Origin of the sequence: Caldimonas sp. (assembly GCF_046291045.1) — a bacterium.
In the GTDB taxonomy this organism is placed as follows: domain Bacteria; phylum Pseudomonadota; class Gammaproteobacteria; order Burkholderiales; family Burkholderiaceae_C; genus Caldimonas.
The window spans coordinates 39,914-64,335 of record NZ_JBKBSL010000011.1 but is presented as its reverse complement, the minus strand read 5'-3'; the positions used below and the strand labels follow the sequence as shown (position 1 = coordinate 64,335).

Annotated in this window: 23 protein-coding genes; 8 read left to right on the top strand and 15 right to left on the bottom strand. The window is 69.7% G+C overall.

Going from position 1 to position 24,422, the window contains the following annotated elements:
* The first annotated feature begins 101 nt into the window (after nucleotides 1-101).
* The gene (locus ACK4ZD_RS05955; RefSeq protein ID WP_409659622.1) at nucleotides 102-746 is read left to right on the top strand and encodes an NTP transferase domain-containing protein; all 645 of its coding nucleotides are present in this window, start codon (nucleotides 102-104) and stop codon (nucleotides 744-746) included.
* Nucleotides 747-768: 22 nt separating this feature from the next.
* Here the strand turns inward: ACK4ZD_RS05955 and ACK4ZD_RS05950 are convergent, their stop codons facing one another.
* Nucleotides 769-1,335, bottom strand: coding sequence for a gamma-glutamylcyclotransferase (locus ACK4ZD_RS05950; protein WP_409659679.1), 567 nt, complete (start codon nucleotides 1,333-1,335; stop codon nucleotides 769-771).
* A 309-nt stretch (nucleotides 1,336-1,644) separates the two neighbouring features.
* Here ACK4ZD_RS05950 and edd point away from each other — a divergent pair, with 309 nt between their 5' ends.
* Nucleotides 1,645-3,459, top strand: coding sequence for a phosphogluconate dehydratase (gene edd, locus ACK4ZD_RS05945; RefSeq protein WP_409659620.1), 1,815 nt, complete (start codon nucleotides 1,645-1,647; stop codon nucleotides 3,457-3,459).
* Between the two features lie 2 nt (nucleotides 3,460-3,461).
* Complete coding sequence (locus tag ACK4ZD_RS05940; RefSeq protein WP_409659677.1) at nucleotides 3,462-4,091, top strand: bifunctional 4-hydroxy-2-oxoglutarate aldolase/2-dehydro-3-deoxy-phosphogluconate aldolase; 630 nt, start codon at nucleotides 3,462-3,464, stop codon at nucleotides 4,089-4,091.
* Here the strand turns inward: ACK4ZD_RS05940 and gloA are convergent, their stop codons facing one another.
* From gloA to ACK4ZD_RS05925, 3 genes are all read right to left on the bottom strand, one after another.
* Nucleotides 4,092-4,484: a lactoylglutathione lyase gene (gene gloA / locus ACK4ZD_RS05935; protein WP_409659618.1), complete on the bottom strand. Its 393-nt coding sequence runs from the start codon at nucleotides 4,482-4,484 to the stop codon at nucleotides 4,092-4,094.
* Nucleotides 4,485-4,636: 152 nt separating this feature from the next.
* Entirely contained in the window at nucleotides 4,637-5,455 is an 819-nt protein-coding gene (locus ACK4ZD_RS05930) for an SDR family NAD(P)-dependent oxidoreductase (RefSeq protein ID WP_409659617.1), read from the bottom strand.
* Nucleotides 5,456-5,534: 79 nt separating this feature from the next.
* Nucleotides 5,535-7,196, bottom strand: a complete 1,662-nt coding sequence (locus tag ACK4ZD_RS05925; RefSeq protein ID WP_409659615.1) for a methyl-accepting chemotaxis protein — start codon at nucleotides 7,194-7,196, stop codon at nucleotides 5,535-5,537.
* A 221-nt stretch (nucleotides 7,197-7,417) separates the two neighbouring features.
* Between ACK4ZD_RS05925 and ACK4ZD_RS05920 the strand changes: the two genes are divergently transcribed.
* Entirely contained in the window at nucleotides 7,418-8,566 is a 1,149-nt protein-coding gene (locus tag ACK4ZD_RS05920; RefSeq protein ID WP_409659613.1) for an HD-GYP domain-containing protein, read from the top strand.
* A 40-nt stretch (nucleotides 8,567-8,606) separates the two neighbouring features.
* On the opposite strand, the gene ACK4ZD_RS05915 is transcribed toward ACK4ZD_RS05920, so the two are convergent.
* The 6 genes from ACK4ZD_RS05915 to ACK4ZD_RS05890 all read right to left on the bottom strand — a co-directional run bounded on the left by ACK4ZD_RS05915 (nucleotide 8,607) and on the right by ACK4ZD_RS05890 (nucleotide 14,866).
* Nucleotides 8,607-10,685 carry a TonB-dependent receptor family protein gene (locus tag ACK4ZD_RS05915; protein ID WP_409659611.1) on the bottom strand — a complete coding sequence of 693 codons (2,079 nt, stop codon included), beginning with the start codon at nucleotides 10,683-10,685 and terminating at the stop codon, nucleotides 8,607-8,609.
* A 24-nt stretch (nucleotides 10,686-10,709) separates the two neighbouring features.
* The gene (locus ACK4ZD_RS05910) at nucleotides 10,710-11,336 is read right to left on the bottom strand and encodes a DUF502 domain-containing protein (RefSeq protein WP_409659609.1); all 627 of its coding nucleotides are present in this window, start codon (nucleotides 11,334-11,336) and stop codon (nucleotides 10,710-10,712) included.
* Between the two features lie 129 nt (nucleotides 11,337-11,465).
* Nucleotides 11,466-12,476: a TRAP transporter substrate-binding protein gene (locus tag ACK4ZD_RS05905; RefSeq protein WP_409659607.1), complete on the bottom strand. Its 1,011-nt coding sequence runs from the start codon at nucleotides 12,474-12,476 to the stop codon at nucleotides 11,466-11,468.
* A gap of 55 nt (nucleotides 12,477-12,531) precedes the next feature.
* A complete protein-coding gene (locus tag ACK4ZD_RS05900; RefSeq protein ID WP_409659605.1) occupies nucleotides 12,532-13,809 on the bottom strand; it encodes a TRAP transporter large permease in 1,278 nt (425 codons plus the stop codon).
* Entirely contained in the window at nucleotides 13,806-14,327 is a 522-nt protein-coding gene (locus tag ACK4ZD_RS05895) for a TRAP transporter small permease (protein ID WP_409659603.1), read from the bottom strand. The genes ACK4ZD_RS05900 and ACK4ZD_RS05895 overlap by 4 nt, the downstream gene beginning before the upstream one ends.
* A complete protein-coding gene (locus ACK4ZD_RS05890) occupies nucleotides 14,324-14,866 on the bottom strand; it encodes a gluconokinase (RefSeq protein WP_409659601.1) in 543 nt (180 codons plus the stop codon). Before ACK4ZD_RS05890 ends, ACK4ZD_RS05895 begins: the two co-directional genes overlap by 4 nt.
* Nucleotides 14,867-15,017: 151 nt before the next feature.
* Here ACK4ZD_RS05890 and ACK4ZD_RS05885 point away from each other — a divergent pair, with 151 nt between their 5' ends.
* A complete protein-coding gene (locus ACK4ZD_RS05885) occupies nucleotides 15,018-16,043 on the top strand; it encodes a LacI family DNA-binding transcriptional regulator (RefSeq protein WP_409659599.1) in 1,026 nt (341 codons plus the stop codon).
* Nucleotides 16,044-16,097: 54 nt separating this feature from the next.
* Here ACK4ZD_RS05885 and ACK4ZD_RS05880 read toward each other — a convergent pair whose 3' ends face one another.
* From ACK4ZD_RS05880 to ACK4ZD_RS05870, 3 genes are read right to left on the bottom strand one after another with little or no spacing between them, the layout of a single operon-like run.
* Complete coding sequence (locus ACK4ZD_RS05880) at nucleotides 16,098-16,958, bottom strand: phosphate/phosphite/phosphonate ABC transporter substrate-binding protein (protein WP_409659597.1); 861 nt, start codon at nucleotides 16,956-16,958, stop codon at nucleotides 16,098-16,100.
* A gap of 26 nt (nucleotides 16,959-16,984) precedes the next feature.
* Complete coding sequence (locus tag ACK4ZD_RS05875; protein ID WP_409659595.1) at nucleotides 16,985-17,386, bottom strand: response regulator; 402 nt, start codon at nucleotides 17,384-17,386, stop codon at nucleotides 16,985-16,987.
* Nucleotides 17,383-18,912 (bottom strand): ATP-binding protein, encoded by a 1,530-nt coding sequence (locus tag ACK4ZD_RS05870; protein ID WP_409659593.1) that lies wholly within the window; start codon nucleotides 18,910-18,912, stop codon nucleotides 17,383-17,385. Before ACK4ZD_RS05870 ends, ACK4ZD_RS05875 begins: the two co-directional genes overlap by 4 nt.
* Before the next feature lie 155 nt (nucleotides 18,913-19,067).
* Between ACK4ZD_RS05870 and ACK4ZD_RS05865 the strand changes: the two genes are divergently transcribed.
* Both ACK4ZD_RS05865 and hpaR read left to right on the top strand, forming a co-directional pair.
* Nucleotides 19,068-21,125, top strand: a complete 2,058-nt coding sequence (locus tag ACK4ZD_RS05865; protein WP_409659591.1) for an FAD-dependent oxidoreductase — start codon at nucleotides 19,068-19,070, stop codon at nucleotides 21,123-21,125.
* Nucleotides 21,126-21,271: 146 nt separating this feature from the next.
* Nucleotides 21,272-21,787 carry a homoprotocatechuate degradation operon regulator HpaR gene (gene hpaR / locus ACK4ZD_RS05860; RefSeq protein WP_409659589.1) on the top strand — a complete coding sequence of 172 codons (516 nt, stop codon included), beginning with the start codon at nucleotides 21,272-21,274 and terminating at the stop codon, nucleotides 21,785-21,787.
* 9 nt (nucleotides 21,788-21,796) lie between these two features.
* Here the strand turns inward: hpaR and ACK4ZD_RS05855 are convergent, their stop codons facing one another.
* Both ACK4ZD_RS05855 and ACK4ZD_RS05850 read right to left on the bottom strand, forming a co-directional pair.
* Nucleotides 21,797-22,669: a pirin family protein gene (locus tag ACK4ZD_RS05855; RefSeq protein ID WP_409659588.1), complete on the bottom strand. Its 873-nt coding sequence runs from the start codon at nucleotides 22,667-22,669 to the stop codon at nucleotides 21,797-21,799.
* Between the two features lie 40 nt (nucleotides 22,670-22,709).
* Complete coding sequence (locus ACK4ZD_RS05850) at nucleotides 22,710-23,309, bottom strand: FMN-dependent NADH-azoreductase (protein WP_409659587.1); 600 nt, start codon at nucleotides 23,307-23,309, stop codon at nucleotides 22,710-22,712.
* 118 nt (nucleotides 23,310-23,427) lie between these two features.
* Between ACK4ZD_RS05850 and ACK4ZD_RS05845 the strand changes: the two genes are divergently transcribed.
* Nucleotides 23,428-24,396: a LysR family transcriptional regulator gene (locus tag ACK4ZD_RS05845; RefSeq protein WP_409659586.1), complete on the top strand. Its 969-nt coding sequence runs from the start codon at nucleotides 23,428-23,430 to the stop codon at nucleotides 24,394-24,396.
* Nucleotides 24,397-24,422 lie beyond the last annotated feature (26 nt).

Sequence of the window (24,422 nt, the reverse complement as noted above, 5' to 3'; positions counted from 1 at the left end):
CCAACCGGGCTGTCCCCAGTGGCGCCGGCGCGCCGACTGGGCTTCCATAGGGCCGGTGTGCCGTTGCGGTGCGCCACCCCATCAACATCAGGAGGATTTTCATGCCGTCTGCGCCCGTGGTCATCGTCTTGGCGGCGGGGGCCGGGTCGCGCTTCGAGGGACCGGGGCACAAGCTCACACAGGCCTTGGGCCCCACCACGGTGCTGGGAGCCACACTGCAGCAGGTGCTGGCCAGCAGCCTGAGGCTGGTGGTGGTGACCACTCGCGACCTGCGGGACATGGTCAAGGGCTGGGTGGCCACGCAGGATGTCGTCGTGGTGCCTTCGGGCTCGGATGGGGCGGGCGAGCATCTGGGCATGGGCTATTCGATCGCTGCGGGCGTGCGCGCGCGCGGCGATGCTGCCGGATGGTTGGTGATGCCCGGCGACATGCCCCTGGTGCGCCCGACGACCTTGCGGGCCGTGGCGGCGGCGCTGGCAGGCCACCCCGTGGCCTATGCCCAGTTCCAGGGGCAGCGCGGCCACCCGGTGGCGTTCTCGGCCGAGCTGTACTCCGAGCTGGCCGTGCTGGACGGAGACCAGGGCGCCCGCCGTATCCTGGCGCGCTATCCGGCCGCAGCGGTGGAGGTGGACGATCCCGGTGTGCTGGTGGACATCGACACCCGCGAGGACCTGCTGTCGGTCCAGACCCGTCTGCCGGTGTCCGGTGGGGTGCCGGCGGCTCAGCGGCAACTGCGCTCGCTCTGAAGGCGCGGCCGTCGGCTGGGCGTCAATCGTCGATCAACCCGTGCCGGCGGGCCAGCGCCAGCAGGCCGGCCAGGGCGCGGTCATGGATGCCGTGCTCGCGCAGGCAGCGCTCCGTGCGCACCACGTAATCCAGCGTCGTGCCATAGCGGCCGCGGGCGTGACGCAGGATGTGCAGCAAGCGCGCCTCGTCGAGCTCGCCGGTGTGGTTGGGGCTGTCGCGGCTGAGCGTGAAGGCCAGGGCGCGCACGGTACCCTGCGGGGTGCGACAAGGCAGCCAGCGCGGATCGTAGACCCCGGTGGGCATCTCGCGCTGCCATAGCTTGTCCAGCTCGCGCCGCGCCACGGCGCGGGGAACCCGAAACACCATGCCTCGGCAGGCCCCGCCGGGCATCAGCGCGAAGACGAGGCCAGGCTCGAGCGGCGTGCCCCGGTTGATGCGCGACCACATGCTCAGCCGCCGGTGGTAGCCGTGCACGCGGGCTGGCAGGCGCTGGTCGTGCTCGATCTGCGGATTCCAAATCAGCGAGGCATAGCCGAACACCCACAGATCGGCGCCGCCAGGCCACTGCGACAGGGTCTGTTCCAGCATCACCTGCGGATCGCGCAGGATGGGCACGCTGCCGAGGTCGGGAGGGTGGGCGAAGAGGGCGTTCACGGGCGTGTGGCGGGCCAGAACGACGATGCAGCGGCCGGCCAGCGATGGTTGTACCGCAAGTCCCGACGTCCCGCAGGCGTCCTGTGGGATCCGGACAACGGCGGGGCTCGGCAGGCGCGGCGGCGCATTGCGCAAGTCCACCCCAGCGTAGGGGAAGTGCGTCTTGATTTGACGCTGTAACCAAGTTACCTAAGAATTGAGGCATTGGTTACAACCGCACGCTTCAGGCGTGCCATCCCTGCGATGAAATCCGTCATTCAAGAAGTCACTCAGCGCATCGCCGAGCGCAGCACCGCCACGCGGCGCGCCTACCTCGAGGTGGTCGAAGGCATGGCCCGCCGCCCTCGGGGGGCCGACCGCATGGGGTGTGCCAATGTGGCGCATGCCTTTGCGGCGCTGCCAGCGTCGGACAAGCTGCGTGTCGTGGCCGAGAGGGTGCCCCACCTCGGCGTCGTCACGGCCTACAACGACATGCTCTCGGCGCACCAGCCCTATGAGGGCTTTCCGGCCGTGATCCGCGACGAGGCGCGCCGCCGGGGCGCCACCGTCCAGGTGGCCGGCGGCGTGCCGGCCATGTGCGATGGGGTCACCCAGGGCCAGCCCGGCATGGAACTGAGCCTGTTCTCGCGCGACACCATCGCGATGGGTACGGCCGTGGCGCTGTCGCATGATGTGTTCGACGCCGCGCTGCTGCTGGGGGTGTGCGACAAGATCGTGCCGGGCCTGCTGATCGGGGCGTTGCACTTCGGCCACCTGCCCTGCGTGTTCGTGCCGGCCGGCCCGATGAGCTCGGGCCTATCCAACAACGACAAGGCCAAGGTGCGCGAGCAGTTCGCCCAGGGTTTGGTCGGCCGCGAGGCCTTGCTTGCCGCCGAATCGGCCGCCTACCACGGCCCGGGCACCTGCACCTTCTACGGCACGGCCAACAGCAACCAGATGCTGCTGGAGGCCATGGGCCTGCATGTGCCGGGCGCGGCTTTCATTCATCCGCATGCCCAGTTGCGCGAGGAACTCACCCGCGAGGCGGTGCGTACCGCCTTGCGCAACATCGAGCGGGCCGAGCACACGGCCATCGGCCGGCTGGTGGACGAGCGCGTCATCGTCAATGCCATGGTGGCGTTGCTGGCCACGGGCGGCTCCACCAATCACCTGATCCACTGGGTGGCGGTGGCGCGGGCCGCGGGGATCCTGATCGACTGGAACGATTTTTCCGACCTCTCCGCCGAGGTGCCGCTGCTGGCGCGCGTGTACCCCAACGGCAGCGCCGATGTGAACCAGTTTCAGGCCGCCGGCGGCCCGGGCTTCGTGATTCGCGAGCTGATCGACCACGGCTGCCTGCATGCCGACGTGGCCACCGTCGCCGAGGGCGGCCTGGCGGCCTACACCCGCGTGCCCGTGCGCACCCCCGATGGTCTGGCTTGGCAGGATCTGCCGGGCGACAGCGGCGACGACACGGTGCTGCGCCGCGCCGACCGGCCTTTCAGTCCCACGGGCGGCCTGAAGCTGCTGCGCGGCAACCTGGGCCGTTCGGTGATCAAGACCTCGGCCGTGCCCGAAGACCGGCACGTCGTCGAGGCCCCCGCGCGCGTGTTCGACAGTCAAGAGGATCTGTTGGCGGCCTTCAACCGTGGCGAGCTCGAACGCGACGTGGTCGCGGTGGTGCGCTTCCAGGGCCCTCGCGCCAATGGCATGCCCGAGCTGCACAAGCTCACGCCGCCACTGGCGGTGCTGCAAGGCAAGGGCTACAAGGTGGCGTTGGTGACCGACGGTCGCATGAGCGGTGCTTCGGGCAAGGTGCCGGCGGCCATCCATGTGAGCCCCGAGGTGGTGGCCGGCGGACCGCTGGGCAAGGTGCGCGACGGCGACCTCATCCGTCTCGATGCCGTGGCGGGCACGCTGGATGCGCTGGTCGATGAGGCCACCTGGGCCGCGCGCGAGGGGGCCTCGCAACCCGCCGAGCTGGCCCATGCCCATGGCCGCGGCCTGGGCCGTGAACTCTTTGCCGGTATGCGGCGCAATGTCTTGAGCGCCGAGGAAGGCGCGTGCACTTGGCGATGAACATGATGCTCGACCCCTTGGAACTGGCCGACCACGGCCCCGTCATTCCCGTGATCGTGCTCGACCGTGTCGAGGATGCCGTGCCGCTGGCGCGTGCCCTCGTGGACGGCGGCGTGAAGGTGCTGGAGGTGACGCTGCGCACCCCGGTGGCGCTGCAGTGCGTGCAGGCCATCGCGCGGGACGTGCCCGAGGCCATCGTGGGCGTGGGCACGGTGCGCCGGCCGCAGGACGTGCGGGCTTCGGTGGAGGCGGGGGCGCGCTTTGCGGTGAGCCCGGGCTACACGCCCGAGATCGGCCGCGCCTGCCGCGAGGCCGGCTTGCCGCTGCTGCCCGGCGTGGCCACCAGCAGCGAGGTGATGGCCGCCAACGCCGACGGCCTGCACTTCCTGAAGTTCTTCCCGGCCACCGCGGCGGGGGGCGTGCCGCTGCTGAAGGCCTGGGCCAGCCCCTTTCATGACGTGGTGTTCTGTCCCACGGGCGGGATCACGCCGCAGACGGCGCCGCAGTTCCTGGCCCTGCCCAACGTGAAGGTGTGCGGCGGCTCTTGGCTCACGCCGCCCGAGGCGATTCGCACCGGCGACTGGGCGCGCATCACCCAGCTGGCGCGAGAAAGCCTGACCTTGCGCCCGTGATCAGGCCGCGGGCTTGCGCTCGATCAACTCGATCTTGTAGCCGTCGGGGTCGGTCACAAAGGCGATCACGGTGCTGCCGCCTTTGACGGGGCCGGGCTCGCGCGTGATCTGGCCTCCGTGGGCGCGGATCTTCTCGCAGGCGGCGTAGGCGTCGGGCACCTCGATGGCGATGTGGCCATAGGCCGTGCCCAGCTCGTAACGTTCGACGCCGTAGTTGTAGGTGAGCTCGATTTCGGCATGCTCGGGGTTGGAGCCATAGCCGACGAAGGCCAGCGAGTATTGCTGTTCAGGACGGTCGGTGGTGCGCAGCAACTGCATGCCCATCACCTTCGTGTAGAAGTCGATCGAGCGTTGCAGGTTTCCCACGCGCAGCATGGTGTGAAGGATTCTCATCGTGCGGTTCGGGTCGGGCGCGCCGTCGAGGACGCAGATTCAGCACAGTGTGCCCCGACACCGCCCCGCGTGCACGTCTCACCCCGGATGGGCCCACCCCGTCGTGGGGCTTGTGCGAGGAGCGACGCTGGCGGTGTCGGCGTTCGACAGGATCAGGACGCGCCCGGCCTCACCGGCACGGTGTAGTTCAGTGCGCGCCGGCCCCCGTCGACATAGAGGATCTCGCCGGTGATGTAGCTGGCGGCGTCGCTGGCGAGATAGGCCACGGCGTCGGCGACCTCGGCCGGCTCGCCCAGGCGCTTCATCGGCGTGCGGCTGAGAATGCGCGAGCGGGCCTCCTCGCTGCCCAGCACCGCCTGGCGAGCGAGTTCGGTGGCGATCGTGCCGGGGGCCACCGCATTGACGCGGATGCCGTGGTCCACCAGGGCCAGGGACATCGCCCGCGTGAGCTGGTCGATTCCGCCCTTGCTGACGTTGTAGCTGGCGATGCTGGGGATGGCCATCACGCCGTTGACCGAACTCATGTTGACGATGGCTCCGCCTTGGCCCTGGCGCACCATCGCGCGCGCGCAGGCCTGCCCCATCAGGAAGGCACCTTTGAGGTTGACGCGCAGCACGGCATCGAAGTCGGCCTCGGTGATGTCGAGGAAGTCCGCGGCGCGAAAGATGCCGGCATTGTTGACCAGCACGTCGATGCGCCCGAAGCGTTCGACGGCGGCGGCCACGGCGGCATCGACCTGGGCCTTGTCGCCCACGTCGCAGTGTCGGTACAGGGCCGCTGCGCCTTGCGCGGACAAGTGCGCAGCCAGGGCCTCGCCGCGGGCGTCATCGACATCGAGCAGGACCAGCGGCGCCCCCTCGCGCGCAAAACGTTCGGCGCAGGCTTGGCCGATGCCTTGGGCAGCGCCGGTGACGAGGGTGACGCGGCCGCGCAGGCCAAAGCAGGGGGATGCGTCAGAAGCAGTGGACATGCGCTCTCCTCGAACCAGCGAACACGCAAGCCCGCCGGGACGGACGGGCCCTGCGACGCTCACCGCAGTGTAATGGGTCTCAAGCGGGCTTCAGCGAGGCCTGGGCCTGAAGCTTCATCTGCTTGCGCAGGCTGACCGCGTCGGCGCTGGGCATGCGCGCGGTGCCTTCGAGCCGGAAGACCCCCACAGCGGCGGCCACCGTGTGGGCTTGGGCTTTCAAACCGGCCGCCGCCGAAGACAGCTCCTCGGCCATGGCGGCGTTTTGTTGAGTGATGGTGTCCATGTGGGCCACGGCCTCGTTGACCTGGGAGATCCCGTTGAGCTGCTCCTGGGCCCCGGTGCTGACCTCGGCGATGAGCGAGCGCACCCGTTGCACGGCATGCAAGGCTTCGTCCATGGTGACACGTGCGGTGCCGACTTGCTGCTCACCTGCGCGGACTTGCTGGGCCGACTCGTCGATCAAGGACTTGATTTCCTTGGCGGCCATGCTGGTGCGTTGGGCCAGCGCGCGCACCTCGCCGGCCACGACGGCAAAGCCGCGTCCATGGTCGGCGGCCCGGGCGGCCTCGACGGCGGCGTTGAGCGCCAGGAGATTCGTTTGGAACGAAATGCTGTCGATGACCTGGAGGATTTCGGCGATTCGGTGCGACGACTGGCTGATGGCGCGCATGGTGCGCGTCACCTCGTCCAGCGCGCCGCTGCTGTGCTCGGTGATGCGCTGGGCCTCGCTGGCCAGCTCCACCGCCTGTCCTGTGGCGTCGGCACTTTGCCGTACCGTGCCGGTGATTTCCTCCATCGATGAGGCCGTTTCCTCCAGGCTGCTGGCTTGAGACTCGGTGCGCGCCGAAAGCTCCTGGCTGCCGGCAGCGATTTCGGTGGCCGCCGCTTGGATGCGATCGACTTCGTTGCGGGCGTCGCGCACGATGGACATCAGGTTGACATTGAGCTGGTTGAGGGCCTGTCCGAATTGACCCAACAGATCATGACGCCGCAGGTCGATGCGTTGGGTCAGATCGCCGGCGGCCATGCGGTTGGCGATGGTCAGCAGATCGTTCAGAGGACCGATGAGCACGCGCTGCAGGTAAGGGTGCAGTGTGGCCGCCAGCACGGATGCGAGCACGGCACCGGCGGCCCATGCGGGGCCGCCGGCGCTGCCGCCCAGCGAGGGCCCGAAATGCGTGCCCAGCATGAATGCGCCGCCGGCGCTCGCGGCGACCGCCGCGCACAGCTTGGATGCCGGGCCCCATTCGGTCCACCGCCGCATCCGGCCGCCCAGGGTGTTGCGCAGCACCCGACCTCGATGCAGCACGTGCACGCGCTGGCCGGCCTTTTGCTCGGCTCGCATGCGCTCGTACAGGGCTTGAGCGGCTTGAACCTCGTCGCGGCTGGGGACGGTGCGCACCGACATGTAGCCCACGGGTCGTCCGTCCTCGATCAGCGGCGTCACGTTGGCCATCACCCAGTAGTGCGAGCCGTCTTTGCGGCGGTTTTTGACCACCGCCCGCCAGGGCAGCCCTTGTTGAATGGTGGCCCACAGATCCCGAAAGGCCTCCTCGGGCATGTCCGGGTGCCGGATCAGGTTGTGAGCTTGCCCCAACAGTTCTTCGCGGGAGTAACCGCTGACCTCGATGAACGCGGGGTTGCAGTAGAGGATGCGGCCTTGCAGGTCGGTGGTGGGCACCAGCGTGGAGCCGGGCGGGATGGGATATTCCTGTTGGGTGACGGGCAGATTGACGCGCATGATGGGGCCTCGTTCGTCGGGATGTTGATCTGGTTATCGGTCGCGGCCGCTGCGCAGTGACCCCCCCGCAGGGGGGGGCGTTGATCTGGCAAGCTTCGCCCGAGTAATGCGTCACAGCCGATGGTCGAAGGAGCGGGGCGGTGGTCGAGGCTGTCCAGCCCCGGAACCGGGGTTGTCAAGACGGCGTGCGCGGCGCACGATGCGGCGCATCCGGGGGATCCATGCCGCAAGACGCACCGCACCCAGCCTGGGTTCTGATCGTGGGCCGACCGGCCAAAGATTGGCCGGCGCTGCAGGCAGCGCTGGAGCCGCAGGCGCGATTGGTCGATGCCTTGCCTGTCGATGTGCTGCCGGCGCTGGTGATGATCGATGCGACGCAACACCCCGAGCGTCTGGTCGGCCGGCTCGAGGTGCTGCGTGCGGAGCCTTCGTGCCGGGGGGCTCCCGTCATCGCATTGGCCGCTCAGGCGCCGGACCCTCCGGTGGAGGACTGGCTGGCGCTCGGGGTGGCCGATGTGCTCCAGCCACCGTGGACCGAGACGCGCCTGCGTTCGCGCCTGCGCCCGCATTTGCAGCTTCACCAGCTGGCCGCGTTGTTGCGCGAAGGCCACCGGCATTTCGAGGCGGCGTTGCAGCAACGCAGCCAGGCCGTGGCGCACGAGCGCGACGCGCTGCTGTGGACGCTGGCCCTCCTGGCCGAAAGGCGCGACCACGAGACCGCCCGCCACCTGCTGCGCATGCAGGGCTATGTGCGTGTTCTGGGGCGGGGCTGGCGGCGGGTCACCGGCCGGGCGGCCGAGCTGGACGACGAGCGGCTGGAGTTGATGGTGCGTGCCACGCCCCTGCACGACATCGGCAAGCTCGAGGTGCCCGCCCACCTGCTGCGCAAGCCCGGCCGCCTGACGCCCGAGGAGTTTGCGATCGTCAAGACCCACACGCTGCGTGGCCATGCGGCCCTGGCCAGCGCGCAGGCGCAGCTCGAAGAGCCTTGCCCCTTGCTCACGATGGCCCAGGAGATCGCGCTGACGCACCAGGAGCGCTGGGACGGCACGGGCTACCCGCGCGGACTGGCGGGCGAGGCGATTCCCTTGGCCGGGCGCATCGTGGCTCTGGCCACCGTGTATGACGCGCTCATCAGCGTGCGCAGCTACAAGGAGGCCTTGCCGCACGACACCGCCGTGGCGGTGGTGTGCGGCTGCCGGGGCACCCATTTCGACCCGCAGCTGGTGGAGGCCTTCGAGCAGGACCACGAAGCGATCCGCGCCGTGGCCGCACGCCATGCAGACGATGCCGAGGAGATGCACCGCCTCATCGACGCGGCCTTGCGCTCGGCGCCGGCGATGGTGCCGCCCGACGGCGTGGCCGCCTGAGACGTGGCCCGCGCCCTCGCCGGGCCGGTGTCGGCGACGCTCAGGGCCAGTGGCGCTGCAGGCTCAGGCCGGCGCTGAACCGCCGGGTGGCCGCGGGTTCGTAGAACTGGGCGTTGGTGGCGTTGACGATGACCGAGCCGACGTAGCGTCGGTCGGCCATGTTGTCCACACGTGCGAAGGCGTGCAGCCGCCAGGGACCGTGGTCGGCCTCGTAACCCAGCCGCAGATGGGCCACGCCGTAGCCCCCCGCGAAGGCCGAGTTCGCATCGTTGGCGGGGATGGCGTCCACGGCCCGCCATTCCAAGCCCAGGTGCCAGGCCGGGGCCGCCCGCCATACGAGTTCGGCGAAGGCCGAGCGTTGCGGCACGCCGGGCAGGCGGTTGCCGCTCAGATCCTGGCCGGCCGAGACGTACTGGTCGAACCGCGCCTGCAGCCACGTGAGCGCCAGGGTGCTCTCCCAGCGTGCCGACCACCGTGCCTGCCACGAGGCTTCCCATCCGCGCCGCCAAGTCCGGCCGGCGTTGGCAAAGCTGCTGCGCCCGCCGACGTTGCCGAAGATCACGATCTCGTCGCGCACCCGGGTGCGAAAGCCGGTGAGTGCCGCCTCGTGGCCCGGCGCGAGACGCGCCTTGAGCCCCAGCTCCCAGGTATCGTGGCGGGCGGGCTGCAGGGCCAGGTTGGGGCCTGGTTGGCCGTCGGGCCGGTAGGCGATCTCGGCCAGGGTGGGGGTCTCGAAGCCGCGTCCCGTGCTGGCGTGGACATGCCAGCCGGGGCGGACTTCCACGTTCAGGCCCAGCATCGCGCTGTCGCGACGAAAGGTGCGCGAGCCGCTGTCGTCAGGGTTGGTGCCGGTGATGTAGCGGTCCTCGATCCCGAAGCGCACCCGTGAATGGCGCACCCCGCCCACCACCGTCCAGCCCGGGCGCGGCGTCCAGCGGGCCTGCACGCGCGCATCGGTGTTCGAGGCATCGTTGTCCTCGTCGCGGCGCGTGTCGCCGGCCGTGCCGCCGTCGTTGACGAAGCCCCGCCGGTGTTCCTGGCTGCGGTCGTGGTCGAGCCCGGCGATCCACAGCACCGGGCCGAATCGGCCCTGCCATTCCAACCCCGCGCCGGCGAACTGCCGGTCCAGGTCGACCACCCCGCCCGAGGACGTGGGGCCGGCACCGGCGAAGGCGAGGTACTGTTCGACCTGACGGGTGCCACCGTAGGCGGAGACTCGCAGGTTCTGGGTGTCGGACAGGTCGAGCCGCCAGGTCAGGCCCGCCTGTGAATGCCGCACCGACTTGCGGGTGTCGAAGGCCAGCGCGTTGTTGCCGGGCTGACGCCGGTTCTGCGCCAGTTGTTCGGCGGTCAGGCCCAGGGGGTCGAGCGTGTCGGGCTGGTCCAGGTGGTTGACGATGAGCGTGAGGCTGCTGCGCTCGCCCAGCACGGTGCGGGCGCGCAGGTTCAGCGCATCGCGGCGTGTGCGGCTGTGCTCACGGTAGCCGTCGGTCTGGAAGCGGCTGAGGTGGCCGGCCACCACGCCGCGGCCCTCGGGCAGGTCGCTGCGGGCCTCCACCATCGTACGCAGGCTGGCATCCTCACCCACCCACAGGCCGCCGCCGGCGAAGGTCTGCCCCGGGTCCAGGTCGGACACCGCCTGGATCACGCCGCCGGCGCCGTTGCCGTACAGCACCGACAGGGGGCCGCGCAGCACCTCGATGCGCCGGGCGCCGTCCAGGTCGAACAGGCCGGTCTGTCCCTGACCGTCCGGCATGGTCAGCGGGATGCCGTCTTGGATCAGGCGCACGCCGCGCACGCCGAAGCTGGCGCGGGCGCCGAAGCCGCGCATCGACACCTGCAAATCCTGGGCGTAGTTCTGGCGGTTGTTGGCGACCACGCCGGGCACGCGCACCAGCGCATCCGAGACGTTCACGCGCCACTGACCCTCCTGGATCGTGCCGGCCTCCACCGTATCGACGGCCGCGGGCAAGGCACGCCGCGGTGTCGGCTCGCGCGAGCCGGTGACGACGACCGGCTCGAGGGCCTGGGGCGGGAGGCGATCGGCCTCGGCCGTTTGGGGCCAGGCGGCCAGTGGGCCGGCAGCCATCATCAAGGCCAGGCTCAAAGGAGGATGCATCGGCCTGGGCATCGGACCGGCCGGTCAGCGCGGCGGTGGGGCTGGTATCGGGGGCTGGCCGGAGCGCGCCATCCAGGCGATCAGCGCCGAGCGCATCGCCTCTTCCACCGTCATCGCGATCGGCGTGATCCAGGCACGCGGCACGAAGACCGTGTAGCCGCCGATCATGTAACCCATGGGCAGGTAGACGGCCACGCGGTCGTCCTTGCTGACGCCCTCGGGCAGGCCGTCCAGGCTGTTGCGCGTGACCAGGCCGATGATTTCGAGTCCGCCGCCCGGAAAACGCACCACCACGACCTGCTGGGCGGCCTGCTTGTGCTGCGGCGCGAAGTAGTCGGCGAAGCTCTTGAGCGAGGAGTAAATGCTCTTGACCACCGGCAGATTGGTGAAGGGAAACTCGATCAGAGAGGCCAGACTGCGCACGGAAGGCAGCGAGATCACGAAGCCCAGCCCCCCGATGGCCACCACCGCCAGCAGCAGGCCCAGGCCGGGGATGTAGGTGTCGCCGAAGAAGGGATAGGTGAGCCATCGCGCCATGCTGTCCGTCCAAGCCAGGAAGACGTAGAGCACGTAGACCGTCAGGGCCAGGGGCAGCACGGCCAGCAGACCCCGCACGAAGTACTGGGTCCAGCGCTTGATCAGGGGGTTCATCACAGTGGTGACAGGGGCGAAACCGCGAGCCCGTCAGGATAGCAGCGAGTGCTGACACCTGGCTGATGCTGTGGAAACGACGACGCCCGCGGCGCGGGCCGCGGGCGTCGTGCAGGGGGGGGTCGCCGCTTACTTGCCGCCGCGCACCTTGGCCAGCGCGGCCTGGGTCTCGGCCCACAGGTCGCGGCCGACCTGTTCGGCGATGCTGGCGTGCACGGCGGTCAGCTTCTCGCGCATGCGGTTGGCTTCCGCGGGCGACAGCTCGTTGACCTGCATGCCCTTGGCGCGCAACTCGGCCAGGGCTTTGGCGGCTTCCTCGCGCGTGTCCTTGCGCTCGAAGTCGCGGCTCTTCACGGCCGCGTCGAGCAGCACCTTGCGCTCGGCCTGGCTCAGGCCGTCCCACCACTTCTTGCTGGCCAGCACGATCCAGGGGCTGTAGACGTGGTTCGTGACGGTGAGGTACTTCTGCACCTCGTAGAACTTGCTGGACAGGATGGTGTTGTACGGGTTCTCCTGGCCATCCACCGCGCGGGTCTCGAGCGCGGTGAACAGTTCCGAGAAGGGCAGGGGAATGGCGTTGGCCCCCAGGCTCTTGAAGCTGTCGAGGAAGACGTTGTTCTGCATCACGCGCAGCTTGATGCCGTTGAGATCCTCCAGCTTGGTGACCGGCTGCTTGTTGTTCGTGAGGTTGCGGAAGCCGTTCTCCCAGTACACCAGGCCCACCAGGCCCTTTTCCTGCAGCTTGTCCATCACCTTCTGGCCCACCGGGCCGTCGAGCACGGCATCGGCTTCGGCGCTGTTGTTGAACAGGAAGGGCGTGTCCCAGATGGCCATTTCCTTCGTGATGCCTACCAGCGTGGCGGTGGAGCCCACCATCATCTCCTGGGCGCCGCCGATCAGGGCCTGCTGCATTTGCACGTCCGAGCCCAGCGCCGCGGCACCGATGGCGCGCACACGCATCTTGCCGCCCGAGGCCTTCTCCACCTCCTGGGCGAAGAGCTTGACGGCGCGACCCTGGTTGGAGTCTTCATTGAGGCCGTAGCCAAAACGGATCATGCGCGGCTTGATGTCCTGGGCCCAGGCCTGGCCGGCGGCCAGCAGGGCCACACCGAGGGCGGCGACAGCGAGTTTGAGTTTCATGCGAGGTCTCCTTCTGAGGAAAGGTCGGGAACGCGACCGGGGTCGCCAGGAAAAATCAGGTGAGCCAGCGCAGCGGCGCCAGCACGATCTGCGGGAAAAGGATCATCAGCAGCAGCAGGGCGCCGTACACGACCAGGAAGGGCAGCACGCCGCGCACCACCGGTTCCATGCGCAGCCGGCCCACGCCGGCCACCACGTTGAGCACCGTGCCCACCGGCGGCGTGAGCAGGCCCAGACTGCCGATGAAGATGAAGATGAAGCCGAAGTACACCGGGTCGATGCCGGCCCGCGCAGCCAAGGGCGCCAGCACCGGGCCGAGGATCAGGATGGTGGGCGTGAGGTCCATCACCATGCCGATGGCCAGCAGGAAGACGGCCACCACCAGCATGAACAGCACGCGGTGCTCCAGCAGCGGGCCGAAGCTGCGCGCCAAGTCGCCGGGCAGGTCGGCCAGGGTGATCATGTACGACGCCGCCGTGGCCGCGCCGCACAGGAACATCACCACCCCGGTGGTCTTGGCTGCCGACACGAACACCGGGTATAGGCCCGCGAGCGTGAGTTCGCGGTACACCAGCGTGGCCACCAGCAGGGCGTAGACCGCCGCCACCACCGCGGCCTCGGTGGGGGTGAACAGGCCGAAGCGCAGGCCACCAATGATGATGACCGGCAGCATCAGGGCCCACACGCTGCGTGCCAGCGCGCGCCAGCGTTCGCTCCAGGGGGCCTTCTCGGCCACCGGCAGCGCGCAGCGGCCCGAGATGCGCCGCCACACCAGCACCAGGGCCGCGGCCATCAGCACGCCGGGCACGATGCCGGCCAGGAAGAGCTTGCTGATCGAGGTGTTGGTGGTGACGCCATAGATCACCATGGGCATCGACGGCGGGATGATGGGCGCGATGATGCCGCCCGAGGCGATCAGGCCGGCGCTGGAGCCGTCGGGGTAGTGCTGCCTGCGCATCATCGGCAGCAGCAGCGTGGCCAGGGCGGCGGTGTCGGCGATGGCCGAGCCGCTCATCGAGGCCAGCATCACCGAGGCGGCAATCGCCACATAGCCCAGGCCGCCCTGGATGTGGCCCACGAAGACGCGCGCCAGATCGATGATGCGCCGGCTCAGGCCCCCGGCGTTCATCAGCTCGCCGGCCAGGATGAAGAAGGGCACGGCCAGCAGCGGAAAGCTGTCGAAGCCGGCCTGCACGTTTTGAGCGAGCAATTGGGCGTCGAAGAAGTCCAGGTGGACCATCAGCGCCAGCGCGGTGAGCATCAGCGCAAACGCGATGGGCACGCCCACCGTCATGCTGGCGAACAGCACGGCCAGGAAGATGGCGATGGTCATGCCTGTTCCTCCGGGGCTTCACCGCGGCGCAGGGCTTGCGCGCAGTCCACGGCCAGCAAAGCGGCCATGCACGCCCCCATCACCAGCGTGCCGGCGGCCGCCAGCGCCAGCGGATAGTTCATGACGGGGCTGCGCGAGTCCATGCCGGCGAGCACCTGCTGCCACGAGCCGGTCACGAGGTGGTACAGCGCCACGGCGATGAGCGCGCGGGTGAGCCAGCGGCAGGCCGCGGCCGCTCGGCCTCGCAGGCGGCTGGTCACCATGTCGAAGCCCAAATGCTTGCCTTCGGCCATGGCCAGGACCGCGCCGATGCACACCAGCCACACGAAGAGCAGCCGTGACAGCTCCTCCGAGATGGCCAGCCCGGTGTTGAAGAAGTAGCGCAGCACCACGTTGAAGAAGACGGCCAGGACCATGCCGAGCAGGCTCAGGGCCATGGCCGCCTCGGCCAGTCGGCGCAGGGTCGTGGCAGCCCAGTGGGGCGGCCGCGACGAGGGCGAGGAGGAGGCAGAGGTCATGCAGAGGTCTCCGTCGGGTGGCGCAGCCAGGCGAGCACCTGGTCGCGCAAGCGCTCCAGCGGCAAGGTGGCATCCAGGTGCAGCACCCCGGGTTCGCCCACGGGGGACTCCAGCGTGGCGAACTGGCTGGCCACCAGGCTGGGCGGGAAGAGGTGGCCCGCCCGGGCGGCCACGCGCTCGCGGGCGGTGGCCTCGTCCAGATCGAGGAAGGCAAAGTGCAGCCCCGGCCGGGCGGCGCGGAGCTGGTCACGGTAGCGCTGTCTGAGCGCCGAGCAGGTCAGCACTGCGCCTTGCGGCCGGTCCGCCAGCATCTGTCCCAGCCGGGCGAGCCAGCCTTCCCGGTCGGCATCGGTGAGGGCGATGCCGGCCTTCATCTTCGCCACGCTCTCGTGGGAGTGGTAGTCGTCACCCTCCAGCAAGGGCCAGCCCAGCGCTTCGGCACAGGCCCGGCCGAGGCTGGACTTGCCGCAACCGGCCACGCCCATCACCACCAAGGCGGATGCAGTTGGGGAAGAGAACGATTTGGTAGCGCTATCCATCAAGTGCGTAACAGTGAGCAAGGGCGCTGAAGGCGGGAGAAAGTGCCGCAAAGGGACGACGGACTGGGGAAGGGACGTCGAAGGGCTTGTGCAGGCAGTTTGGTAGCGCTATCCTAGATGAAGATCACAATCCCACACCTAGGGTTAACCCTTGGATCTTTCTTCGCGCAAGCGCCGCTCCAGCGGTCGTGTCACCCTGCAGGACGTCGCCCGCGAGGCGGAGGTCAGCCCCATCACCGCGTCGCGGGCGCTGCGCGGCGAGCGGGGCGTGGCGCCCGAGCTGGTGGCGCGGGTGCGTTCGGCCGTCGAGCGCCTGGGCTATGTGCCCGATCCGGCGGCGCGGGCCCTGGCCTCGCAGCGCAGCACACAGGTGCCCGTGCTGGTGCCCATGCTGTCCAACACGCTGTTCGTGGACCTGCTGGAGGCGGTGCACCGGGTGCTGTTCCCGGCCGGCTACCAGCCGTTGATCGGGGTCACGCACTACGATGCCCTGGAAGAAGAGCAGTTGCTGCGCAGCTATCTGGCCCATCGGCCGGCGGGGCTGCTGGTGACCGGCTTCGACCGCACCGAGGCCGCGCGGCGGCTGATCGCGGCCAGCGGCGTGCCCTGTGTGCACTTGATGGAAACCACCGACGCTCCGGGCGTGTTCTGCGTGGGCTTTTCGCAGACGGACGCGGGGGCCGACCTGACGCGTCACCTGCTGTCCCGCGGGCACCGGCGCATCGCCTTCATCGCCGCCCAGCTCGACCCGCGCACGATGCAACGGGCCGAGGGCTACCGCCGCGCGCTGCGGCAGGCGCAGTGCTACGACCCGTCGCTGGAGCTGCTCAGCCCCGAGCGCTCGTCCATCGCGTTGGGCGCGCGCTTGCTCGAGCAGCTGCTGCGCTTGCGGCCGGACACGCAGGCAGTCTTTTTCAACAACGACGACCTGGCCCAAGGGGGGCTGCTGGCCGCCCAACGCCTGGGGGTGAAGGTGCCCACCCAGCTGGCCGTGGCCGGCTTCAACGATTTGGCCGGCAGCGACCAGATGCTGCCGGCGCTGACCACCGTGCGCACGCCGCGTTCCGAGGTGGGCACGGCGGGGGCGCGCATGCTGTTGCAGCTCATTCGTGGCGAGGTGCCTGCGCCGGCGTGCGTGCGCCTGGGCTACGAGGTGGTGGTGCGTGCCAGCACGTGAGCCCGGCGTTGGCCTGCCTTGCGAGCCGGCGGGCTGTGTGCGGGCACCGCTGTGTCAGCGTGCGGTGCCGGTCGGCTCGCTCATCAGGCGCCGCGCCACCTGCACATAGGCCTGCAGGTTGGCCAGGGCCGTCGGCTCCAACGCATGGTGGCGAGTGTTGGCCGCGGTCAGCGCGGCGGCAGGATCGGGCTGGAAGCTCAGCAGCGCCCGGACCAGCGCGAGCCGCTGGACGTCGGGCAGGGTGGGCGAGGCCACGAAGACGGGCCCGGGGATGTCGCGTAGCTCCACCAGTCGGCGGTGATCGATCGGCGTGTCGGCGCTGAGGTTGTGCAACTGGGCCTCGGCCACCGCCACGGCGGCCACCTCCCCGCGTGCCAGGGCATGCAACGCACTGCTGACGGTGGGCTGCACCGCGACCCGCACCGCCTGCGCCCCCGTGCCCAGCGCCAGGCCCTGTTCGGTCAGCCAGCGCAGGGCCACGGCGGCCACCAGGGACAGCGGGTCGAGCGTGCCGATGGCCTGCCCGCGCAGATCCTGCGCGGTCTGGACGGGGCTGTCCTTGCGCACGAGCAGGATCACCTGCGTATGGGCCAGAGTGCCCGACAAGGGGAGGTAGCCCCAGTCGCTCATGGCCAGCGCTGCCAGGTGGGCCGGCAGCATCGCCGCGTCGAAGACGCGAGCCCGGGTGTCTGCGGCCAGCTGGCGGAAGTCGCGGGCCGTGTAGAACTGCACCGCTCGGGCCAGCTGGGCCTCCAGGTGTTCGCGCAAGGGGCGGAACAAGAGCATCAGCCGGGGCGCCGGCAGATAGGGCGCCAGGCCGATGCGCAGGGGCGGTCCTCCCGGGGTGGCCGCGGCCGGACAAGCCCATCCGCAGGCCGCGGCGGCCATGACACCCAGCCAGCGGCGGCGGTGCATAGGGGGGTGAACACACTTACGCCGGGTCACGCCGGGCTCCCTGTGGGAGACGCAGGCCCCGGCAGCAGCCGGTCGAGCAGCGCGATCAGTGCCGGCACGTCCATGGGTTTGGTGAGATAGGCCTCGAAACCTGCTTCGTGGGCCTGCTCGACATCGCGCGGCATGGCATTGGCGCTGAGCGCCACTTTGGGGATGTGGGCCGTTTGCGGGTCGGCGCGCAGGCGCCGGCACAGCTCCAGGCCGTCCATGCCGGGCAGGTCGATGTCGATCACGACCAGGTCGGGGCGGTGTGCGCGCACCAGGGCCAGTCCGGAGATGCCGTCGCCCGCCGTCACCAGGGTCAGACCCGGGCGCAGCCCCAGCACCTGCCGGAACACTTCGACGTTGGAGGGGTTGTCCTCCACATAGGCCACGGTGCGCAGACTCACCTGGGGCGCCGTGGCGGCGTCGGCCAGTTTGTCGTCCGAGGTGGGGGCCGGTGCCTGCGGGGCCTGGGCCGCCGGCAGCTCGAAGCGGAAGCACGATCCCACGCCAGGCTCGGACTGCACATCGAGCCGCCCCCCATGGCCTCGAGCAGTCGCCGGGTGATGAGCAGTCCGATGCCCGTGCCCTCGATGCCTTCGCCGGGGGGCACGAAGCGGGTGAAAGGCTCGAACAGGTGGGCCAGCTGTTGCGCATCCATGCCCCGTCCGGTGTCGATGATCGACACGACCACCCAACCCTCGGTGCCGGCATCCACCCGGGCCGTGACCCGGCCCTGTGGACGGTTGTACTTCACCGCGTTGGACAGCAGGTTGTCGAGCACCTGGCGCGCACGCGTGCGGTCTGCCCGTACCCAGCACGGCGCCGGCAGCGTCGCGGCGGTGTGCAGCTCCACGCCCTTGCGCTGCGCCAGGGGCTCGATGGCTTGGAGGGCCTGCTGCAGCAGCTCGGCCAGATCCACACTTTCCAGCGAGACGCTCATGCGGCCCGATTCGATGCGTGCCAGGTCGAGCACTTCGTTGATCATCTGCAGCAGGTGCCAGCCGGCCGCCTCGATGTGGCGCAGCGGCTCGGCGGCCAGCGGCGGCAGTTCGTTCGCACGGGCACGCAGCACCTGGGCGAAGCCGAGAATGGCGTTGAGCGGGGTGCGCAGTTCGTGGCTCATGCGCGAGAGGAACTCCGACTTGGCCCGGTTGGCCTGTTCGGCGGCATCTCGTGCGGCCTGGAGCTCGGCCGTGCGGCGCGCCACCCGGGCTTCGAGCTCGGCATTGAGCCCTTCCAGGTCATCCACCAGCGAGCGCTGGCGCCGCTCGCTGTCTCCCAGGGCCTGCATGCGCTGCTGCAAAGCCCCGGTCATCTGATTGAACGCCTGGGCGAGCTGGCGCAATTCCCGCGGACCCGCGCCTGCGGGGATGCGGTCCACCGACTCGCCCCGCGCCATTCGATGACTGGCCTGGGCCAGCGAGCGCAAATGCTGGGTCAGCCAGGTCGTCAGTCCCACCATGAGCACCACCCCCAGTGCCAATACCAGCGCACCGATCAGCACGCTGTCACGGGTCACTTGGAGCAAGCCCGTCTGCAGGCCCTCGGTGTGCACGCCGAATCGCACGTGGCCGTAGACCTGCCCCTCGATTTCGAGCGGTGCCTCCGATGCGCCCAGCTCCGGGGTGTCCGGTGGTCGGGGCGAGCCCGCGACGACCCGGGCGTCGGCGTCCAGCACCTCCAGGAACGCCAGACCTTGGTGGGACACGCTCTGCCGGACCACCTCGTGCACCGCAGCGTAGTCGCGCGCTGCCATCAAGGGGGACAATGCCGCGACCAGCAGGGGCCGAGCCACCTGGAGCTGCTGAGCAAACTGATCTTGCAGCGTGGACCGCAGGGCCGTTTGCGCCGCCCAAAGCAACAGGCCCGACATCAGCACCAAGATGGCAGCGCTGGCAAAGATCAGTTGGGCGCGAAGCGTTTTGAGCATGAAAGGGCGCAGCTGCGGCAAGGCAGCCTCGACTCCCATCATACCGCCCGCAAGGGCCCCGGAATGCCGCCGACCTTGGCGGGCGGACGAGCCGCGGATTCCTGCCGTTTCACCATCGAACGATCGTTCGATAATTGCGCTCGTCTCACTGAGTCATGGAGCCCGTCTTGAGCGCCACCTCGCCTGCCTATCCCCACCTCCTGCAGCCCCTGGATCTGGGCTTCACGACCCTGCGCAACCGTGTGCTGATGGGCTCGATGCACACCGGCCTGGAGGACGGGCGGCAATTCCACAAGCTTGCGGCCTACTTCGCCGAGCGGGCGCGCGGTGAGGTAGGGCTCATCGTCACCGGCGGCTTTGCGCCGAATGTGGAGGGCTGGGCCAAGCCCTTTGCCGGCCGGCTGGCCACGCACGGCGCGGCGCGGCGCCACCGGGCGGTGACCGAGGCCGTGCACGCCGAAGGCGGCAAGATCGCGCTGCAGATCCTGCACACCGGCCGCTACGCCTACCACCCGCTGGCGGTGGCGCCCTCGCGGCTGAAGTCGCCGATCTCGCCGTTCACCCCACGCGAGCTGAGCGCGCGAGGCGTGGAGCGTCAGATCCGCGCCTTCGTGCGCTGCACGGTGCTGGCCCGCGAGGCCGGCTACGACGGCGTGGAGATCATGGGCAGCGAGGGCTACTTCATCAACCAGTTCCTCGCCGCGGCCACCAACCACCGTGAAGACGAGTGGGGCGGCCCCTATGAGAACCGCATGCGCCTGGCGGTGGAGATCGTGCAACGCTGCCGTGAGGCCGTGGGGCCCGACTTCATCCTCATCTACCGCTTGTCGATGCTCGACCTCGTGCCCGGCGGCAGCACCTGGGACGAGGTGGTGATGCTCGCCCAGGCGGTCGAACGCGCCGGCGCCACGATCATCAATACCGGCATCGGCTGGCATGAGGCGCGCATTCCCACCATCGCCACCAGCGTGCCTCGCGGCGCCTTCGCCTGGGTGACGAAGAAGCTGCGTGGCGCGGTGAGGCTGCCGCTGGTGGCGACCAACCGCATCAACGCGCCCGAGGTGGCCGAGCGGATCCTGGCCGAAGGGTGCGCCGACATGGTGTCGATGGCGCGGCCTTTGCTGGCCGACCCCGAGTTCGTGAAGAAGGCGCGCGAGGGCCGTGCCGATGAGATCAACACCTGCATCGCCTGCAACCAGGCCTGCCTGGACCATGTCTTCGTCAACAAGCTCAGCAGCTGCCTGGTCAACCCGCGCGCCTGCCGCGAGACCGAGCTCGTGATCCGTCCCACGGCGGCACGCAAGCGTGTGGCGGTGGTGGGCGCCGGCCCAGCCGGGCTGTCGGCCGCCACCACCCTGGCCGAGCGCGGGCACGAGGTGGATCTCTTCGACGCCGCCGGCGAGATCGGCGGCCAGCTCAACATGGCCAAGGTCGTGCCGAGCAAGGAGGAGTTCCACGAGATGCTGCGCTACTTCCGCCGCCGGGTCGAGCTGAGCGGCGTGCGGCTGCACTTGAACACCGTGGTCCAAGCCGACACCCTGGCGCGGGCCGGTTACGACGAGGTGGTGCTGGCCACAGGCGTGCGTCCGCGAGACCCGCGCATCCCCGGGCAGGACCATCCCAAGGTGCTCAGCTACATCGACGTGCTGCGCCATGGCGCCACCGTGGGGCGGCGCGTGGCCATCGTCGGGGCCGGGGGCATCGGCTTCGATGTGGCCGAGCATCTGGTGCACGACGGCCGTTCGCCCACGCTGGACCTGCACGAATGGCTCGCCGAATGGGGCGTGGGCGACCCGGCGCTGGCCCGCGGCGGCGTCGAGGGCGTGCAGCCGCGCATCTCTGCGCCCGTGCGGGAAGTGACACTCTTGCAGCGCCGTGCCGGCAAGCTGGGCGACCGCCTGGGCAAGACCACCGGCTGGATCCACCGCACCACGCTCAAGCACAAGGGCGTTCGCATGATCGGCGGCGTCCACTACGAGCGCATCGACGACCGCGGCCTGCTCATCAGCCACGGCGATAAGCGCGAGGATCCCACCTGGCTGGAGGTGGATCACATCGTGCTGTGCGCGGGCCAGGAGCCGCTGCGCGACCTCGCCGAGCCGCTGCGCGCGGCCGGCGTGCGCGTGCACCTGATCGGCGGGGCCGACGAGGCGGCCGAACTGGACGCCAAGCGCGCCATCGAGCAGGGCACGCGCCTGGCGGCGCGCCTGTGACCTTGGCGCGCAGCGACGCACCGGCCTGGCTGCAGGCCGCCAAACGAGCCGAGGCCCTTTGGGGCTGTGAAGCATTTGTTTATGACCGAGGGCGATCCTTAGAATAAGTGAAGTATCTGCTTCACACTGACCCACCAAGGATGCCCATGCCCCCCGCCATCGGCCACCGCAACCTGCCCGATGCGCTGCTGCGCGCGCGAGAGTCGGTGATGCGCTATTTCCGCCCCAACCTCAAGGTGGCGGGTGTGACCGAGCAGCAATGGCGGGTGATCCGCGTGCTGTCCGACCGGGGCGAACTGGAGGTGGGCCAGATTGCTGCGGCGGCCTGCATTCCGGGGCCCAGCCTCACCGGGGTGCTCGAGCGCATGGAGCGAGACGACTGGGTGCGGCGCTTTCGCATCTCGACGGACCAGCGCAAGATCATCGTCGAACTCACGCCCAAGGCGCGGCGCCTGGTCCAACGCATGCTCGGCCGCATCGACGAGCGCTACCGGGCCATCGAGGCCCATCTCGGGCCCCAGGCGCTCGACGCCTTGCACGCCTTGCTCGAGCAGGTTGCAGCCTTGCCCGATCCGGCCGTCCCGGCGCCGGTGAAGCTGCCGGTGCGGCGCAAGCTCGCCGCCAAGGCCTGCGACGATCCGGCGGTGACCGACACGGCCTGACCCGCGAGGTCAGCCGCCGAAGCGTCCGGCGCGGAAGTCCTGCACCGCCTGGAAGATCTGCTCCTGGCTGTTCATTACGAACGGTCCGTACTGCACGATGGGTTCATGCAGGGGCTTGCCGGCCAGCAGCAAGGCACGGCTGTCGGTCGTGGCCCGCAGGGCCACGCCATCGCCCTCGTTGCGCAGCAGGGCCATGTGGCCGGCGCTCACCTGCGTGTCCCCGATCGCCACTTGGCCGCGGTAGACGTAAACGAAGGCGTTGTGCCCGTCCGGCACGGGCTGCGCGAAGCGTGTGCCGGCCGCCAGGTGCACGTCCAGGTACAGCGGCTCGGTGGCCTCGCGCTGCACGGCGCCGGCCACGCCATGGCTGTGCCCAGCGATCACTCGCACCCTCAACCCCGGTGCGGTGTGCTCGGGGATGTCCTGGCTGCGGATGTCGCGGTACCACGGGTCGCACATCTTGTCGCGCGCGGGCAGGTTCAGCCAGAGCTGGAAGCCCTCCATGCGGCCTTCCTCCTGCTCGGGCAGCTCCGAATGGATCACGCCGCGCCCGGCGGTCATCCATTGCACGTCACCGTGGCTGAGCAGGCCTTCGTGGCCGGCGCTGTCGCGATGGCGCATGCGTCCGGCGATCATGTAGGTCACCGTTTCGAAACCGCGGTGCGGGTGATCCGGAAAGCCGCCGATGTAATCCTCGGGCCGGTCGGTGCCGAAGGCATCGAGCATCAGGAAGGGGTCGAGCCGGCGCTGCAGCGACTGGGTCAGCACGCGCGTGAGCTTCACCCCCGCACCGTCGGAGGTGGGCACGCCAGCCACCAGCCGCTCCACACTGCGGGGGTGCTCGACCACGCCGCGGCGCTCGGTCGGTGTGATGACGGTCATGACAGGCTCCTCTCGAAAAGGCCGTCAGGGCGGGGCCGGGTCAGGCCAGCGCGGCGTCGATCTCGGCCTGTGCGTTCGCCAGCGCCTTCTGCTCGGCCTCGGGGCCCATCGCCAGACCCTCGGCGTAGATGAATTCCACGTCGGTCATGCCCAGAAAGCCCAGCACGGTCCGCAGATAAGGCACCTGGCTGTCCGAAGGCTGGTTGCGATAAATGCCGCCGCGCGTGAGCACGACATACACCTTCTTGCCCTTGAGCAAACCTTCGGGGCCGTTCTCGGTGTACTGGAAAGTCACCTTGGCGCGCGAGATCGCGTCGATCCAGTTCTTCAACTGGGCCGGCACCCCGAAGTTGTACATCGGCACTCCCAGCACCACCACGTCGGCCGCCTGGATTTCGGCAATCAGCGCATCGTCCAGGGCCACACGGGCGGCCTGCTCGGGCGTGCGCTGCTCGGCGGGGGTAAACAGGGCGCCCAGAGCCGCCTCGTCCAGCACGGGATGGGGCGTGCGGGCCAGGTCACGCACGGTCACGCGCGCCTGCGGGTGGCGCTCACGCAGCCGCTCGACCAGCGCGCTGGCCAGCCGGGTCGAATATGAGCCCTCGATGCGGGCGCTGGAATTCACTTGCAAGATGTTCATGACGAAGCTCCTTGAGATGGGTCATGGGGCAATGTCCTGAACTCTAGTTGTCCCAAAATCTGTCCGGAAGACCATTTTGCGGATAATATTGAACCATTGATGGAACAATGAGGGCGGCATGAAGCTTCAGGCCGACGATCTGCTGCTGTTCGCCCGCGTGGCCGACGAGGGCAGCTTCAGCCGCGCCGCCGAGCGCACTGGCCTGCCCAAGTCCACCGTGTCGCGGCGGCTGGCGGCGCTGGAAGCCCAACTCGGCGAGCGGCTGCTGCTGCGCACGACCCGCAAACTCACCCTCACCGACTTCGGCCACCATGTGCTGGCCCATGCCCGCCAAGTGGCCGAAGAGGTCGAGGCCGCGGCCCTGCTCGCCCAACATCGCCAGGCCGAGCCCAGCGGCCGCCTGCGCGTGTCCATGCCGGGCGACTTCGCCAACCTGGTGCTCAGCCGGATGCTGGCCGATTTCATCGCCCGCTACCCGGCCATCACACTGGAGGTGGATATCACCCCCCGGCGCGTGGATCTCATCGGCGAGAACTTCGATCTGGCCATCCGCATGGGCGACCTGGCCGAAGAAGGCTCGCTGGCCGCGCGCCGCTTGGCGGTGCTGTCGGTGGGTCTGTACGCCTCGCCGGCCTACATCGCTCGACAAGGGGCGCCCACCGAGCCGGAGGCCCTGATGGAGCACGAGGCCTTGCACTTGCTCAGCCGCCATGGCGATCCGGCGCCCTGGGTGCTCAGCCGCGGCGAGATGCGCTGGGAGGGCATCCCTCCGGGGCGGGCCACCATCAACTCGCCCGAACTCCTGATGCGCCTGGCCCGCGCCGGGGCGGGCATCGCTGCCGTGCCTGACGATTTTGCCGAACCCTATGTGCGCAGCGGTGAACTCCAGCCCCTGCTGGCCGACTGGCACCTGCCCGCCACGGTGGCCTGGGCGGTGTTTCCGGGCCGGCGCCTGATGCCGGCGCGCACGCGCGCGTTGCTCGACGCGCTGGAGCGCCAGTTCAGCGGCGAAGCCTGCCAGGCCGTGGACCAGCGCCTGCGGTCCACGCTGGCGCCGCGGCGCAGCGGGCAGCGCTCGGCGGCCTGAGCGCAGCGCGCGCCCCACCCCCAACG